Raw genomic sequence first — 14,993 nt, 5'->3', positions numbered from 1 at the left:
GACGTTGCGTGCCAACACTGATGTGGTTATGGGAAGCTCGCACCGCGGAATGTCAGACTGCGCCGAGCTCGGTGCGCCGATCGGCCCGGACGGTCGGTGGGCACCGCGGCGGTTCGAGATCGCCGGTCGGCACCGATCGACGAGGCCGAGTGTCGGCGACGATGAGCGCGAGTGTTGCCGATGGCGGCCGTCTCGCGGCCAGCGTAGCGACCAGGGTCGAGACGCGAGAACACATGAGGAGCGAGCCTCTTGACGCCGATCTTCACGACCTCGTCTGGACTGTCGCAATTTGCATCGCCCATCGCTTCCAGCGTCATCATGTCCGCAAACCTGTCGCGCGGTTATTTATTGTTCCGCGACGGCGCCATCGCCCTATGATGGTTCCCGGAACGAACGGGATCGCGACCCCCGGCTCTCGCCGCGCGGTCCCCTCGAGGCAACGTCACCGAGGCAGATGATGAAGTCGGAACCCCATCTCGGCCAGATCGTCGACCGGCTCCTGAAGCAGGGCGCGACCCGTCACCTCACCACCCGCAGTCTGCCCGCGGGCCACCTGATCTACGGCTCCGACGAGGATCTCGACGGCGGTTCCGGCCTGTTGTTCGTGCGCAGCGGCCGGGTGCGCTGTTTCGTGTCCTTCGAGGGCAAGGAGATGACGCTGTTCATGCTGGAGGCCGGCGACGCCATCAGCCTGAACACCGGCTCGATGCTCGAGATCAAGAAGGACGCCGAGATCGTGCTCCTCGCCATGCCGGCCTTTCGGCAACTGGCCCTGCTCGACCCGGAACTGGCGCTGGCCGCCGTGCCGCTGCTCGACCGGGTGCTGCAGAAGTCGATCCGAATCATCGAGGACATGGCCTTCCACGGCGTCAAACATCGCCTGATCCGCGCGCTCTGCGACACCGCCGATCGCGACGGACGCCGCGGCGAACACGGCATCGTCATCGACACCATGCCCAACGCCGAAGATTTCGCGATGCAGATCGGCGCCACCCGCCAATCGGTGTCGACCATCTTGGCGGAACTCGTGCGATGCGGCATCGTTCACCGCTTCGGCGCCGGATCGATGGTGATCTCCGATCTCGGCCGGCTGAAACAGGAACTGGTGTCGGTCCGCTGACGCCACCGGGCGCCCGACGCCGCCAGATCACGAGGAGTTCCGTCCGATGTGCACGTCCTGCGGCTGCGGCACGCCGCGTTCCTCCGCCGCGGCCGAGGCCGCCGGCACGGTCGCCCTCTACGAGAACCTGCTCGGCGAGAACGATCGGCTGGCCGCCCATGTCCGCGCCCATCTCGACGAACACGGCGTCTTCGCCGTCAACCTGATGTCCTCGCCCGGCTCCGGCAAGACCAGCCTGCTCGAGGCGACCATCGAGGCGCTGCCGCCGGGCCTGCGGGTGGCGGTGATCGAGGGCGACCTCGAGACCGAGAACGACGCCGACCGCATCCGCCGCCACGGCGTCGCCGCGGTGCAGATCACCACCGGCGTCACCTGCCACCTCGACGCGACCATGGTCCACGACGCGCTGCACGGTCTGGCGCTCGACGAGATCGACATCCTGTTCGTCGAGAACGTCGGCAATCTCGTCTGTCCGGCCGATTTCGACGTCGGCCAGCACCGCGACGTGGTGTTGCTCTCGGTGACCGAGGGCGACGACAAGCCCGACAAATATCCGGTGATCTTCCGCGGCGCCGATCTGGTTCTGCTGACCAAGACCGACCTCCTGCCCCACATCGAGGAATTCGACGTCGGCCGCGCCCGCCGCTCGATCGCCCGCGTCCGCGGCTCCGGGCCGATCCTCGAGGTCTCGTCGAAGAAGGGCGTCGGGCTCGACGCCTGGATCGACTGGCTGGTCGGCGAGGCCCGTGCCCGCCGGGCGCTCGCCTCCGGCGCGCCGGCCCACGCGGATGCGCCCCACCCCTGAGGGGACGGGCCTCACCCCTCCGGCGATTCGTCCACGGCTGCGGCGCGGCGGGTGCCCTCGAAGCTCTCGACGTGCAACTCGCGGCCCGTGCGGGTGTCGGCGTCGTTGCCGCCGCAACTCGGGCACTCGAATCGCCAGCCCGGCACCGTGTAGACCGTCCCGCAGGTCAGACAGACCGCCTCGATCGCCACCTCGTCGATGTCGAGACGCGCGCCCTCCGCCGGCGTGCCTTCGGCGAAGAGCTCGAAGGCGCCGCGGATCTGGCGCGAATCGAGCCCGCGCAGGCGTCCGATCTTCAGCCGCACCGAGACGATCCGTTCGATCTCGGCCGCCGCCGCCCGCTCGGTCAGGATCCGCATCAGGCCGGCCACCACCGCGGTTTCGTGCATCCGTCTCGCTCCGTGCCCCGGACCCGCCCCGACGGACCGTCGGCGCATCGTTCGGGTGGCTGTTTTCATGCAATTGAATATCGATCGCAAGTCGATTCGTCGCGCTTGCTTCGTCGGATCCGGTGAATTCGCTACACGGGCCGCCGCGTCACCCCGGTAGACTACGCACCGTAGCCGAAAAGTGCACCGGTAGAATGCGTATCTGTCGGCTAGCCGACATCATCATCAACTTTCGTCGACTAGGTTCCGGCCCGAAATCGACGTGCGTGTCGGCTGAAGGACCCCCTCCATGCTTTCGATCGCGACGACCGAGCCCATGGCGCTCGCCTGGACCGGAGCCATCTTCCTGTTGTTCGGCGAAATCGCCGCCCTCCTGTGCCTGCCGCGTCTGCCGCGGGTGATCGTCGCCTCGACGATCGCCGAGCTCGGCTACGTGCTCATGGGCTTCGGCCTCGGTGGCGCGGCCGGTGACACCGGCGCCGTCATGCACCTGATCTATCAGGGCGTGATGCGCGGTCTGGTGATCGCCGCCGGCTGGTGGCTGATCCGCCGGACCGGGTCGTCCAATCTCGCCGATCTCGCCGGCTCCGGCCGGCGCATGCCGATCGCCGCGACGCTGTTCGGCTTCGGCATGTTCTCGGTGATGGGCCTGTCGCCGTTCAAGGGCTCCTTCTCGAAGTTCCTGATCCTCTATGCCGCGATCGAGCAGGGCCATTGGGCCATGGCGGTGGTCGGCACGATCGCAACCATCGTCGCCGCGGTCTACTACATCCTGGTCATCCAGCGCGTCTGCCTGGAGCACCCGACCCGCCGCATCGAACTGGCGCCGGGCCCGAAGTTCGCCATGCCGATCGCCGGCGGGCTCGCGGCGATCACCGTGCTGATCAGCATCTGGCCGCTGCCGATCCAACATCTCGCCGAACATCTGGTCGGCGTCCTCGATCCCGCCCGCGTTCCCGAGTTCGAGAGCCCGTGGTCGGCGCTGGTCCTGGTGCCCTATGTCGGCGGCTTCGTCGTGTGGGGCGTCGGGCTCCTGTCGATCAAGGCCCGCGACGCGGTGGCGGTGCTGCTGGCGGTGGTCACCGTCGCGATGGTGGTGTTCGATCCCTCGCTCGATCCGACCACCCGCCTGTTCGCGCTGCTGTTCGCCGCCATCTCCTGCGTCATGATCGTCTATTCGATCGACTACATGGCGCGGACCGAGTGGTCGAACCGCTACTATTTCTTCGCCTTCCTGATGACCGGCTCGCTGATCGGCGTGGTCACCACCCACGAGTTCGGCAATTTCTACGTCTTCTGGGAACTGATGACCTGGACGTCCTACTTCCTGATCGTCCATGAACAGACCCCCAAGGCGCTGCGTGCCGGCCTGATCTACTTCCTGATGTGCGCCGGCGGCGCCTATGTCATGCACCTCGGCATCCTGCTGGTGCATGCCCAGATCGGCTCGTTCGAATTCTCGGCACTCGCCGCCCAAGTCGACACCATCCCGCCGCTGGTCGGCCTCGCCATCGCCGGCTGCTTCTTCGTCGGCTTCGCGGTCAAGACCGGTCTGGTGCCGGGCCACGCCTGGCTGCCGATCGCCCATCCGGTGGCGCCGTCGTCGATCTCCGGCCCGCTCTCGGGTCTGCTGACCAAGGCCGGCATCTTCGGCATGGTCAAGGTGCTCTATCTGGTGATCGGCGTCGGGGCGCTCGCCCGCTTCTCCGCCCTCGGCATCGGTCTCGACACCGTGCTGGTGGTGCTCGGCTGCGTGACCCTGCTCTACGGCGAGATCCGCGCCCTGTTCGAAGGCGAACTGAAGCGCATGCTCGCCTATTCGACCCTCGCCCAGGTCGGCGAGATCGCCGCCATCCTCGGCATCGGCACGGCGCTCGCCACCGATGCGGCGCTGCTCCACACCACCAACCATGCGGTGATGAAGACCCTGCTCTTCTATGCCGCGGGTGCCTTCATCCTGCGCTCCGGCCACAAGAAGATCGCCGATCTCGCCGGTCTCGGCCGGGTCATGCCCTTCACCGCCGGCTGCTACGCGCTCGCCAGCGTGGCGATCATGGGCCTGCCGCCGTTCTCCGGCTTCGTCTCGAAGTTCCTGATGATCTATGCCGCCGCGGCGGCCGGTCGCTGGGAGATCGCCGCGGTCCTGCTGATCGGCGGCGTCATCGGCGTCGTCTACTACATGCGCGTCGTCGGCACGCTGTTCTTCAAGCCCTACGAGGGCGAACTCGACGTCCACGAGGCGCCCGCCTCGATGCTCGCCGCAATCGGCATTCTCGCCGCGGCGATCGTCTTCGGCGGCCTCGTGCCGAGCTTCCAGCTCGACCTGGTGGCCCGCGTCGGCGATCTCGTCTCGGCCCGCGCCGGTCTCGCGCCGGTGGTGCTGCCGAGCCTCGTCGTCACCTGGCCGCTCGGCGCGACCGTCGCCATGGTCGGCGCGATCGCGGTGTGGCTGGTCGGCCGCTCCTCGGTGGTGTGGGCCGGACGTCTGGCGGTCGCGGTGCTGGCCGTCGCCTTCGCGGCGATCGTCCTCGAATGGGGTCGCTTCGACCTGCTGTCGGGGTGCTTCGCCCTGTTGATCGCCGGCGTCGGCGTCCTCAATATGACGCACGCCACCGCCTATCTCGCCCATTCCCACGCCCAGGGCCGCTTCTACGCCGCCTTCGGCATCATGATCGCCGGTCTGATCGGCATGACCGCGGCGAAGGACGTGTTCTCCTTCTTCGCCTTCTGGGAACTGATGTCGAGCTGGGCGCTGTGGGCGGCGATCGTCCACGAAGAGACCGACGACGCGCGGCGGGAAGGCTTCAAGTACTTCCTGTTCAACACCGTCGGCGCCTCCTTCATGTTCCTCGGCCTCGCCATGGTGGTGGCCGCGGCCGGCACCTTCGACCTCGCCGGCATCGGACATGCCCTGACCACCTTGCCGACCCTGGCCTTCGCCCCGGCGATCGTCCTGGTGTTCCTCGGTCTCGTCATGAAGGCGGCGATGTTGCCCGTCCGCATCGACTGGCAGATGCACCCGGCGCTGGCCCCGACCCCGGTCTCCGGCTACATCTCCGCCGTGCTCCTGAAGAGCGGCCCGTGGGGGGTGCTCAAGCTCTTCACCCTGTTCGGTGGGGCGGCGCTCATCTCGCGGATCGGCGGCACGATCGGCGGCCAGCCGCTGCTGATGGACGTGATCGCGGCGATCGCCGGCGTCACCATCCTCTACGCCGGCGCGATGGCGGTGGTGCAGAACGGCATCAAGCTGCTCTTGATCTATTCCACCGTCTGCCAGCTCGGCTACGTGCTGATGGCGGTGTCGCTCGGCACCCCACTCGGCGTCGCCGGCGGCCTGATGCACTTCGTCAATCACATGCTGCTCAAGGACACCCTGTTCCTCTGCGCCGGTGCGGTGATGGTCGCCAGCCACGCCCACATGCTCGACGAACTCGGCGGCCTCGGCCGGCGCATGCCCTGGACCTTCGGCATGTTCCTGCTCGCCGGCCTGTCGCTCGCCGGTGTCCCGCCGCTGGCCGGATTCTCCTCGAAGTGGATGATCTTCGAGGCGGCCTTCCAGTCCGGTCACTGGGCGCTCGGCGCCGCGGCGATGATCTCCAGCCTGTTCACCCTCGCCGCGGTCTTGAAGTTCGCCCATGCCGCCTTCATGGGCACCCCCACCGCCAAGGCGCTGGCCGCCCACGAAGCCCCGCTCGCCATGTTGATCCCGATGGGCATCCTCACGGTGGCGAGCGTGGTGATCGGCGTGGTCCCGGGCCTGCTCCTGGTGCCGATTGCCGCGATCGAAGCGGAACTCGGTCTGGTGCCGATCGCCGCGACCCTGACCGGGCCGTTGCCGGGCCTCGACGGCTGGCATCCCGGCCTGCTGTCGGTGCTGGTGATCCTGGTCGGTGCGGCGGTGCTGCCCTACCTGCGCCTCGGCCGTCGCGCCGGCATCGTCCACACCGCGGTCCATCAGTGCGGCGTCGGCGACCTCCTGCCGGAGGCGAGCCGGGTCGGTGCGGTCAATCTGTTCGAATCGCCGAATGCCGCGATCCGCGGCCTGCTGACGCGCAAGCCGGCCGGCGACGGCAAGACCGCCTGAGGGAGAGGAAACGATCATGTCGAATCAAGTGACTCTCCTGTCGGCCGTGCTGCTGTTCCCCGGCGGTCTCTTCGCCCTGCTGTTCGGTCTGGCGCTGAAGGGTGCCGACCGTCGCGTCGCCGCCCGTCTCCAGGGCCGCGTCGGCCCGCCCCTGATGCAGCCGCTGTTCGATCTGGTGAAGCTCGGCTTCAAGCGCACCATGGTGCCGAGCACCACGGCGAGCGAAACGGTGTTCCTCGGGGCGCCGCTGGTCGGCGTGGTGTCGATGCTGATCGCCGCCGCCCTGGTGCCGATCTCCGGGGTCTATTCGCCGGATCCGATGCTCGGCAATCTCCTGGTCCTGCTCTATCTGCTGATGGTTCCCGGCATCGTCCTGATGGTCGCCGGCTCCGCCTCCGGCTCGCCCTATGGTGCCATCGGCTTCTCCCGCGAGATGGCCCTGATGCTCGCCTACGAAGGCCCGCTGGTGCTGGTCGTCGCGGCGGTGGCTCTGCGCACCGGCTGGAGCGAAGGCCACGTCATCTCCTTCTCGCTCACCGAGATCGTCCGTCATCAGCAGGTCCACGGCGCCTTCCTGTTCGACCCGGTGATGTGGCCGGCGGTCGCCGCCTTCGTGTTCTTCTATCCGGCCAACCTCGGCATCGTGCCCTTCGACATCCCGGAGGCCGAGACCGAGGTCCTGGAAGGCCCGCTGCTCGAATACTCCGGTCCTGCCCTCGGCCTATTCAAGATCATGTCGGCGCTCAAGGCGGTGGTGGTGCTCGGCCTCGGCATCGCCCTGTTCATGCCGCTCGCCCCGAGCGGGGTGCTCGGTCTGGCGGTGTGGCTGGTCGAAATGCTGGTGCTGATGCTGGTCGGCGTCACCGTGGTCCGCGTCTCGGTCGGCCGCATGCGCATCGATCAGGCCTTCGCCTTCTTCCTGAAGTGGCCGTTGCTGTTCGCCGCGGCGAGCCTCGCCGTCGTCGTCGTGGTCTGAGGGGACACTCATGAACATCATCTCCGACCTCAAGAAGGTCGCGACGAAGTCGCCCTGGCTCTACCGGATCAACGGTGGATCCTGCAACGGCTGCGACGTCGAACTGGCCACCACCGCCTGTATCCCGCGCTACGACGTCGAGCGTCTCGGCTGCCAATACTGCGGCAGCCCGCGCCACGCCGACATCGTGCTGATCACCGGCCCGCTCACCGCCCACGTCAAGGACGCGGTGCTGCGCCTGTGGGAAGAGATCCCGGAACCCAAGGTCACCGTCGCGGTCGGCGTCTGCCCGATCTCCGGCGGCATCTTCCGCGAGAGCTATGCGGTCTGCGCGCCGATCGACCAGTACCTGCCGGTCGACGTCAACATTCCGGGCTGTCCGCCGCGTCCCCAGGCGATCATCGAAGGCATCGCCAAGGCCATCGAGATCTGGCGCGAGAAGCTGTGAGGAGACGGATCCGATGAATTTCCTGACGCTGCTCGCCCGCAATCTCTGGAACGGTCCCTCGACCGAGGCCTTCCCCTTCGGCCCGGCCGTGACGCCCAAGCGCTTCCGCGGCAAGATCGCCTTCGACGCGCCGTCCTGCGAGGGCTGCAAGATCTGTGAACGCGTCTGCCCGGCCGGCGCGATCCGCTTCACCAAGACCGCCGACGGTCTCGGCTTCTCGTGCTGGCACGACACCTGCGTGTTCTGCGGCAACTGCGAGTTCTACTGCCCGACCAAGTCGGTCCATCAGACCACCGATTGGCACCTCTCGCACACCCAGGCCGAGAAATATTCGATGGTCGAGAGCGGCCTGATTCCCAATCAGGTCTGCGTCGAATGCGGCGCCACCGCCCTCGACACCGCGCCGTCGGTCGCCGCCGTCAAGCCGCCGATGAGCGCCGAAGAAGTCGCCGATCTGCGCGGGCGCTGCCCGAAGTGCCGCGCCAAGTTCCTCAAAGCCCGGAGAGCCAAGTCGTGACCAGAGTTCCCGAGGATCTCGAGAGCCGTCTCGCCGCCGTGGCGCCCGGTGGCATCGACTATTCCGAAGCCGCCGACGTCCATGGCACCAAGGTCGTCTGGGTGGCGCTCGCCGACAAGGACGCGCTGCTGCCGGTGGCCACCGTCCTGCACGAGCTCGGCGCCCGCCTGTCGATGACCTGCGCCTCGCAGCCGCCGGCGCCGGAAGAGGAAGAGGCCGAAGAACCCGCCGAGGGCGAAGAGGCCAAGGCCGACGAGGGGCCGCGCGCCAGCTTCGGCGGCACCGTCCTCGACGGAACCTCGTATGAACTCGCATACCATTTCGACCTCGATGGTGACACGGTGACGGTGATCGCCCACGTGTCGCAAGGGGGCGAGATCGACAGCCTGACGCCCTTGTTCCGCACCGCGGACTGGAGCGAACGGGAGATGATGGAGCTCTACGCGTTGACGGTGCGCAGTCATCCCGATCCCCGCCGCCTGTTCATCGATCCGACCATCGACGCCGCGGTGTTCGAACGCCTCATTCCCTTCTCGACGCTGGTCAACGCCGCCTCGACCAAGGGCCTGTGGGAGAAGATCCTGAACAAGAAGGGCGGTGCCGCATGACCGACGTGACCCACACCACCACCGCCGAGACCTACACCATCCCCGTCGGGCCGCTGCACGTCGCGCTCGAGGAGCCGATGTACTTCAAGATCGACGTCCGCGGCGAAACCATCGCCAACGTCGACATCAATGCCGGCCACGTCCATCGCGGCATCGAATATCTGACCACCAAGCGCACCATCTACCAGAACGTGATCCTCACCGAGCGGATCTGCTCGCTGTGCTCCAACAGCCATCCCGAGACCTTCGCGATGGCCGCCGAGCAGATCGCCGGACTGGAGGTGCCCGAGCGCGCCCTCTACCTCCGGGTGATCGCCGGCGAGATCAAGCGCATCGCCTCGAACCTGTTCAACATCGCCATCCTCGCCCATCTGGTCGGCTACGAGACCCTGTTCATGCACGTCATGGAGGTCCGCGAGGTCGCCCAGGACATCAAGGAATCGGTGTTCGGCAACCGCATGGACCTCGGCGCGGTGTGCATCGGCGGCGTCCGCTACGATCTCGACGACGAGACCACCGCCTATCTCTCCGGCGCCCTCGACAAGCTGGTGCCGGAGATCGACGAGATCATCGCGACCTACCGCACCAACGGCTCGATCCTCGGCCGCACCCGCGGGATCGGCATCCTCAAACGCGAAGACGCGCTGGCCTGCGGCGTGGTCGGCCCGGTGGCCCGCGCCTCCGGCATCGACTACGACGTGCGCATGGTCGCGCCCTACGCCGCCTACGACCGTCTGCCGATGGTCGTCCATACGCTGACCGACGGCGACGTCTGGTCGCGCGCCATGATCCGCCTGGCCGAAGCCCGCACCGCGATCGAACTGATCCGCGCCTGCCTGCGCGATCTGCCCGGCGGTCCGACCCATCTCCACGATCGGCCGGACATTCCCCGCGGTCAGGCGGTGGCCAAGTGCGAGGCCCCGCGCGGCGAACTGATCTACTACCTGAAGACCAACGACAACCCGGAGCCGGAACGGGTCAAGTGGCGGGTGCCGACCTTCATGAACTGGGACGCGCTGCGCTACATGCTCGCCGACCAGAAGATCGCCGACATCGCCATCATCGTGAACAGCATCGATCCTTGCGTCTCCTGCACGGAGCGCTGACACCCCGATCGGCCGCGGATCCGCCCCGGCGCTCCGCATCCGGTCGACAATCCCAGGGAGAAGAAGAATGGCCTACAAGATCGACACCGAGACCTGCACCGCCTGCGGCTCCTGTGAGAGCGAATGCCCCAACAAGGCGATCACTCACAAGGGCAAGATCTACACGATCAACGCCGCCAAGTGCAAAGAGTGCGAAGGCGACTTCGATGCGCCGCAGTGCGCCGAAGTCTGCCCGTCGGGCTCGTGCGTTCCGCTCGCCGCCTGATCGGACGCGCCGGGCGGCGATCCCGCCCGGCCGTCGGATTGCTTCCGTTCGTCCTCGCGCCCGTCGGTGGGGTTTCGCCGGCGGTCGTGGGGCGTTCGGCGTCGGTGCGAGGCTCGCGCACGTCTGCGTCCCGTCGCCGCGGTCGCGTGACGGTGGCGTCCGGCGGCCCTGCGTGCGACGATCACGACGGGATTCGGTCGACGTGTCCCGGACAGCGCCGGGACCGGGTGGCCCGACGTCGATTGGACAGGGGAAATCGATGTCCCGCTCCGTACTCTTGATCCGTCACGGCCTCATCGTCGAGGATGGCGCGCCTCAGTTCCTCGGCCGGACCGACCTGCCGATGACCGAGGAGGGCGAGGCGCAGGTCCGCGAGATCGCCACGGTTCTCGCCGACTATCCGCCGCTCGACGCGATCTTCTGCTCCGATCTGCGCCGCTCCAAGCGCACCGCGGAACTGCTGACCACCGGCCGCCGCACCCCGATCTTCGTCTCCCAACGCCTGCGCGAGATCGACATGGGCGAGTGGGAAGGCCTGCCGCGCCGCGACGTCGAAGTCTTCCGGCCCGACGAATATGCCGCCCGCGGCCGTGACCTCGCCCATTACCGGGTGCCGGGGGGCGAGAGCTTCTCCGATCTCGCCGCCCGCGTCCTGCCGCTGTGGCAGACCATCGTCTCCGGCGCCGACACCCGTGTCGCCATCGCCGGCCACGCCGGGGTCAACCGGGTGATCCTCGCCCATGTCCTCGGCATGCCGCTCGAGAACATCTTCCGCATCGCCCAGCGCCCCGGCTGCGTCAGCCTGGTCGAATGGACCCGCGACGGACCGTCCGTGCGCTTCCTCGATCTGCCGCCCGGCTCACGCGGCTTCTGACCGCGCCGCCGGCGTGAGACAGCCGAGCCCGGCGAGCGTCGCCGCGACCGCCGTGTCGAGCGGCGTGCGCGGCTCGGCCCCGAGTGCCGCCACCAGCGCGGCATTGTCGAGCCGGACGGGCGTTTTCCAGAGATAATGCATCTCGTGCAACTCGCGGAAGATCGCCACCGCCGGCCGCGCCAGTCCGACCAGCCACCACGGGAAGGCCGAGATCTTCGGCTTCGCCGGCGCCACCGCGCGGGCGATCGCCGCGATCATCGCCTCGCCGTCGGCGTCCCAATGGCCCTCCATGTGGAACCGCGCGAAAGGCGCGAGGCCTTGCGGCCGCTCGACCAGCCGCACCATGGTCTCGGCGACGTCGGGCAGATAGGCCCACTGATGGCCGATCCCCGGCGCGCCGGGCCGCGTGATCGTCGTGACCGGCCGACCCGGCTTGACCAGCCCTTGCGAGAACCAGTTGTTGGCGGCCTGCGGTCCGAAGAAGTCGCCGGCCCGCACGATCAGCACCGGCGTACCGGCCTCGACCGCGCGTTCCAGGCGGCGCTCCATCTCGACCCGGATCGCCCCCTTGCGGGTGGTCGGGGTCTGAGGCGCGTCCTCGCCGATCGGCGCGCCGAACACGTCGGGGCCGTAGTTGTAGACCGTGCCGGGCAGCAGGATGCGCGCGCCGGCGGCCTTCGCCGCGGCGATCGTCGCGTCGACCATCGGCACCACCAGCCGCTCCCAGTCGCGATAGCCCGGCGGGTTGACCGCATGGACGATCAACGACGTCCCCGCCGCCGCGCCGATCACGTCGGCCGGGTTGGTGGCGTCGCCCTGCACCCAGTCGAAGCCGTCGCCGGCCCGCGCTGCCCGGGCGGGTTCGCGATGGAGCGCCTTGACCGCCCACCCGCGCGCCGCCAACCGCCGCGCCACTTCGCCGCCGATTCCGCCCGTCGCTCCGAGCACCAATGCCTGCCGTGTGTCCGTCATCTCTGCCTCCTTATCGAAGCGGGTCCCGGCCCTTCGGCTCGGTCGCGCCGCGTCTGTGGAGACCATCCTCGCGCCGATCGCAGTTCGACGGAATTGCATGAATGTGTGGATCGGTTATACGGAAATCCATGAACCGCACCGGCCCCGACTGGAACCTCTACCGCACCTTCCTGGCGCTCCTCGACGAGGGTTCGCTGTCGGGCGCCGCCCGCGCCCTCGGCCTGACCCAACCGACGGTCGGGCGTCATCTCGATGCCCTCGAGGCGGCGATCGGCCGCCGCCTGTTCCTGCGCTCGCCCCATGGACTGGTGCCGACCGAGACCGCCGCGGCGATCCGTGCCGAGGCCGAAGGCCTAGCGGCGAGCGCCGCGGCGCTGTGGCGCTCGGCTTCCGCCGAGGCCGGGGCGATCGCCGGTCGGGTGCGCATCGCCACATCCGAGGTGATGGCGGTCGAGGTGCTGCCGCCGATCCTGGCGGCGATCCGCCGGCGCCATCCCGGGCTCGATCTCGAAATCGTGGCGTCGAGCCGCGTCGAAGATCTGTTGCGCCGCGAGGCCGACGTCGCCGTCCGCATGGTGGCGCCGCGCCAGGAGGGGCTGGTCGCCCGCCGGTTGGGGCAGGTCGGGCTCGGCCTCTTCGCCCATCGCGACCACCTCGCCCGCGAAGGCACGCCGACCAGTTACGCCGAGCTCGCGGCCGCCACGGTGATCGGCTTCGACCGCCAGACCGCGGTGATCCGCGCCTTGGCGGTGCGCATGCCCGAGCTCACCCGGATCGACTTCGCGCTGAGGAGCGATTCCGATCTGGTGCAGCTCGCCGCGATCCGCGCCGGCTACGGCATCGGCGCCTGTCAGGTGGCGATCGCCGCGCGCGATCCCGCGCTGGTCCGGGTCCTGCCGGACCTGTTCGCCCCGAGCCTCGACTGTTGGCTGGTGATCCACGAGAACCTGCGCGGAACGCCCCGGGTGCGGGCGGTGTTCGACGGATTGGCCGAGGGGTTGGCGGGGCACGTCGATCGGTGAGGGGAGGGGCGGGGTGGTTCGCGCGAGCGTCCCGGCGACGCCGAGCCCCCTCTCCCTGTCCCTCCCCCTCCTGGGGGGAGGGGACCCTGGGGCGAGGGTCCTCGCGAGGCATCGACGGCCGCGACCGCTCTTCGGCCGCTGCCGAGACCACGATCCTTCCGGTTCGATCGCACGTGCCACTTCGTCCCCTCCCCCCTCGAGGGGGAGGGACAGGGAGGGGGGGCTGGGCGCGACATCGACCCGATCAGGCGACGCCGCCCCATCCCCTCACACGTAGCTCCGCACCGTCTCCAGCGCGCCGATGGTGTGCAGCCGGCCGAGCGCCTCGACATAGGCCGCGACGAAGCGGGGATCGTCGACGAGATCGCCGAACAGTGGGCGGTTCTCGATGAACGCCGTCGGGTTGTCGTGGTTGTGGGCGGCGATCGCCATCAGCGAATCCTTCAGCCGGTCGACCACCTCGATCGGCGCGCCCTGCTCGTCGACGCCCTCGGCATAGCGTGCCCAACTCGCCACCACCGCAGCCGAGCGGTGGAATGCGCCGCCCGACGCGAGCTGCGAGCGGATCACCGGGCACAGCCACTTCGGGATGCGGTCGGAACTCTCGGCACAGAGGCGCGCGAGCGTGTCGCGCACCTCCGGATTGGCGAAGCGCTCGATCAGGGTGCGGCGATAGCGGTCGAGATCGACGCCGGGTACCGGCGACAGCGTCGGGGTCGCCTCGAATTCCATGTAGTCGAGCAGAAACTTGGCGAACAGCGGATCGCTCGCCACCTCGTGGGCGTAACGGCGGCCGGCGAGAAAGCCGAAATAGGCCAGCGCCTGATGGCTGGCGTTGAGCAGCCGCAACTTCATCAGCTCGTAGGGCACCACGTCGGCGACCAGTTGTGCGCCGACCGTCTCGAAGGCCGGGCGCCCCTGCGGGAAGTGGTCCTCGATCACCCATTGGGTGAAGGGCTCGCACACCACCGGCCAGGCGTCGTCGATGCCGAAGCGCGCCGCCACCTGGGCGATGTCCTCGGCGGTGGTCACCGGCGTGATGCGGTCGACCATGGCATTGGGGAAGGCGACGTTGGCGGCGATCCAGGCGCCGAGCTTGCGGTTGCGCGCGCCGGCGAAGGCGGTGAACATCTTGGCGGCGACGTCGCCGTTGCCCTGGATGTTGTCGCAGGACATCACCGTGAACGGCGGCAAATGCCGCCGGCGGCGTCGGTCGAGGGCTTCGACGATCAGGCCGAAGGCGGTCTTCGGCACGGCGTTGGCCACCAGATCGTGGGCGATCGACGGCTCGTCGAGTTGGAAATCGCCGGTGACGTGATGGAAGTTGTAGCCGCCCTCGGTGATGGTCAGCGACACGATCCGCGTCGACGGCGCCGCCATCAGTTCGATCACCAATTCCGGATCGTCGGGGGCGTAGTGGTAGTCGACGATCGAGCCGATCACCCGCGCGTCGTAACGCCCGTCGGGGTGCTTGACCACCATCGTGTAGAGCCCGTCCTGGCTCTTCAGCGCGTCGCGCATCCGCACGTCGGCGGGCATGATGCCCACCCCGCAGATGCCCCAATCGAGCGCCGCGCCGCGGTTCATCAGATCGTCGAGATACATCGCCTGATGGGCGCGGTGGAACCCGCCGACCCCGAAATGGACGATGCCGACGGTGACGGCGGCGCGGTCGAAGGTCGGACGGGCGACGCCGGCCGGCAGGTCCGCGAGAGTGCTGTTGCCGAGTTTGATCATGACGTTCGGTTCCGTGCGTAGACCGCGCCGCCCGCGGCTCCGTCACGGGGTCGCGTCTTCGCGGAAAGGG

The 14,993-nt window shown here is 68.5% G+C and carries 14 protein-coding genes; 11 read left to right on the top strand and 3 right to left on the bottom strand.

Annotation, left to right across the window (positions count from 1 at the left end; all coding sequences use genetic code 11):
- The first annotated feature begins 457 nt into the window (after positions 1–457).
- Positions 458–1,120, top strand: a complete 663-nt coding sequence (locus EYW49_RS13645) for a Crp/Fnr family transcriptional regulator (RefSeq protein ID WP_165498251.1) — start codon at positions 458–460, stop codon at positions 1,118–1,120.
- A gap of 46 nt (positions 1,121–1,166) precedes the next feature.
- Positions 1,167–1,925: a hydrogenase nickel incorporation protein HypB gene (hypB, locus tag EYW49_RS13640; protein WP_131310140.1), complete on the top strand. Its 759-nt coding sequence runs from the start codon at positions 1,167–1,169 to the stop codon at positions 1,923–1,925.
- An 11-nt stretch (positions 1,926–1,936) separates the two neighbouring features.
- Here hypB and hypA read toward each other — a convergent pair whose 3' ends face one another.
- Complete coding sequence (hypA, locus tag EYW49_RS13635; protein WP_131310139.1) at positions 1,937–2,314, bottom strand: hydrogenase maturation nickel metallochaperone HypA; 378 nt, start codon at positions 2,312–2,314, stop codon at positions 1,937–1,939.
- A 289-nt stretch (positions 2,315–2,603) separates the two neighbouring features.
- On the opposite strand from hypA, the gene EYW49_RS13630 reads away from it, so the two are divergent.
- The 8 genes from EYW49_RS13630 (at position 2,604) to EYW49_RS13595 (ending at position 11,192) form a co-directional block, all read left to right on the top strand.
- A complete protein-coding gene (locus tag EYW49_RS13630; RefSeq protein ID WP_131310138.1) occupies positions 2,604–6,398 on the top strand; it encodes a proton-conducting transporter transmembrane domain-containing protein in 3,795 nt (1,264 codons plus the stop codon).
- A 16-nt stretch (positions 6,399–6,414) separates the two neighbouring features.
- Positions 6,415–7,374 carry a respiratory chain complex I subunit 1 family protein gene (locus EYW49_RS13625; protein ID WP_131310137.1) on the top strand — a complete coding sequence of 320 codons (960 nt, stop codon included), beginning with the start codon at positions 6,415–6,417 and terminating at the stop codon, positions 7,372–7,374.
- A 10-nt stretch (positions 7,375–7,384) separates the two neighbouring features.
- Positions 7,385–7,822 carry an NADH-quinone oxidoreductase subunit B family protein gene (locus EYW49_RS13620; protein ID WP_131310136.1) on the top strand — a complete coding sequence of 146 codons (438 nt, stop codon included), beginning with the start codon at positions 7,385–7,387 and terminating at the stop codon, positions 7,820–7,822.
- A 13-nt stretch (positions 7,823–7,835) separates the two neighbouring features.
- Positions 7,836–8,339: a 4Fe-4S binding protein gene (locus EYW49_RS13615; protein WP_131310135.1), complete on the top strand. Its 504-nt coding sequence runs from the start codon at positions 7,836–7,838 to the stop codon at positions 8,337–8,339.
- Entirely contained in the window at positions 8,336–8,947 is a 612-nt protein-coding gene (locus EYW49_RS13610) for an NADH-quinone oxidoreductase subunit C (protein ID WP_131310134.1), read from the top strand. Before EYW49_RS13615 ends, EYW49_RS13610 begins: the two co-directional genes overlap by 4 nt.
- On the top strand, positions 8,944–10,053 hold the full coding sequence (locus tag EYW49_RS13605) for a hydrogenase large subunit (RefSeq protein WP_131310133.1): 1,110 nt from the start codon (positions 8,944–8,946) through the stop codon (positions 10,051–10,053). Before EYW49_RS13610 ends, EYW49_RS13605 begins: the two co-directional genes overlap by 4 nt.
- Positions 10,054–10,120: 67 nt before the next feature.
- Entirely contained in the window at positions 10,121–10,318 is a 198-nt protein-coding gene (locus EYW49_RS13600; protein ID WP_131310132.1) for a 4Fe-4S binding protein, read from the top strand.
- A 259-nt stretch (positions 10,319–10,577) separates the two neighbouring features.
- Positions 10,578–11,192: a histidine phosphatase family protein gene (locus tag EYW49_RS13595; protein WP_165498250.1), complete on the top strand. Its 615-nt coding sequence runs from the start codon at positions 10,578–10,580 to the stop codon at positions 11,190–11,192.
- Here the strand turns inward: EYW49_RS13595 and EYW49_RS13590 are convergent.
- The gene (locus tag EYW49_RS13590) at positions 11,178–12,164 is read right to left on the bottom strand and encodes an NAD(P)H-binding protein (protein ID WP_131310130.1); all 987 of its coding nucleotides are present in this window, start codon (positions 12,162–12,164) and stop codon (positions 11,178–11,180) included. The two genes, EYW49_RS13595 and EYW49_RS13590, sit on opposite strands and share 15 nt — an antisense overlap.
- A gap of 128 nt (positions 12,165–12,292) precedes the next feature.
- Between EYW49_RS13590 and EYW49_RS13585 the strand changes: the two genes are divergently transcribed.
- A complete protein-coding gene (locus EYW49_RS13585; RefSeq protein ID WP_131310129.1) occupies positions 12,293–13,186 on the top strand; it encodes a LysR family transcriptional regulator in 894 nt (297 codons plus the stop codon).
- A 267-nt stretch (positions 13,187–13,453) separates the two neighbouring features.
- On the opposite strand, the gene EYW49_RS13580 is transcribed toward EYW49_RS13585, so the two are convergent.
- Positions 13,454–14,923 carry a mannitol dehydrogenase family protein gene (locus EYW49_RS13580; protein WP_131310128.1) on the bottom strand — a complete coding sequence of 490 codons (1,470 nt, stop codon included), beginning with the start codon at positions 14,921–14,923 and terminating at the stop codon, positions 13,454–13,456.
- Positions 14,924–14,993: the final 70 nt, after the last annotated feature.

It is taken from the genome of Siculibacillus lacustris (genome assembly GCF_004328075.1).
GTDB classification, from domain to species: domain Bacteria; phylum Pseudomonadota; class Alphaproteobacteria; order Rhizobiales; family Ancalomicrobiaceae; genus Siculibacillus; species Siculibacillus lacustris.
This window is presented reverse-complemented; position numbering and strand designations above follow the sequence as displayed.

What these genes read in the sequence shown, in the direction of transcription:
- EYW49_RS13605 (WP_131310133.1), top strand. Translation starts at nt 8,944, where the DNA reads ATGACCGACGTGACCCACACCACCACCGCCGAGACCTACACCATCCCC.
- EYW49_RS13625 (WP_131310137.1), top strand. Translation starts at nt 6,415, where the DNA reads ATGTCGAATCAAGTGACTCTCCTGTCGGCCGTGCTGCTGTTCCCCGGC.
- hypA (WP_131310139.1), bottom strand. Translation starts at nt 2,314, where the DNA reads ATGCACGAAACCGCGGTGGTGGCCGGCCTGATGCGGATCCTGACCGAG.
- EYW49_RS13645 (WP_165498251.1), top strand. Translation starts at nt 458, where the DNA reads ATGAAGTCGGAACCCCATCTCGGCCAGATCGTCGACCGGCTCCTGAAG.
- EYW49_RS13580 (WP_131310128.1), bottom strand. Translation starts at nt 14,923, where the DNA reads ATGATCAAACTCGGCAACAGCACTCTCGCGGACCTGCCGGCCGGCGTC.
- hypB (WP_131310140.1), top strand. Translation starts at nt 1,167, where the DNA reads ATGTGCACGTCCTGCGGCTGCGGCACGCCGCGTTCCTCCGCCGCGGCC.
- EYW49_RS13615 (WP_131310135.1), top strand. Translation starts at nt 7,836, where the DNA reads ATGAATTTCCTGACGCTGCTCGCCCGCAATCTCTGGAACGGTCCCTCG.
- EYW49_RS13630 (WP_131310138.1), top strand. Translation starts at nt 2,604, where the DNA reads ATGCTTTCGATCGCGACGACCGAGCCCATGGCGCTCGCCTGGACCGGA.
- EYW49_RS13585 (WP_131310129.1), top strand. Translation starts at nt 12,293, where the DNA reads ATGAACCGCACCGGCCCCGACTGGAACCTCTACCGCACCTTCCTGGCG.
- EYW49_RS13595 (WP_165498250.1), top strand. Translation starts at nt 10,578, where the DNA reads ATGTCCCGCTCCGTACTCTTGATCCGTCACGGCCTCATCGTCGAGGAT.
- EYW49_RS13590 (WP_131310130.1), bottom strand. Translation starts at nt 12,164, where the DNA reads ATGACGGACACACGGCAGGCATTGGTGCTCGGAGCGACGGGCGGAATC.
- EYW49_RS13620 (WP_131310136.1), top strand. Translation starts at nt 7,385, where the DNA reads ATGAACATCATCTCCGACCTCAAGAAGGTCGCGACGAAGTCGCCCTGG.
- EYW49_RS13600 (WP_131310132.1), top strand. Translation starts at nt 10,121, where the DNA reads ATGGCCTACAAGATCGACACCGAGACCTGCACCGCCTGCGGCTCCTGT.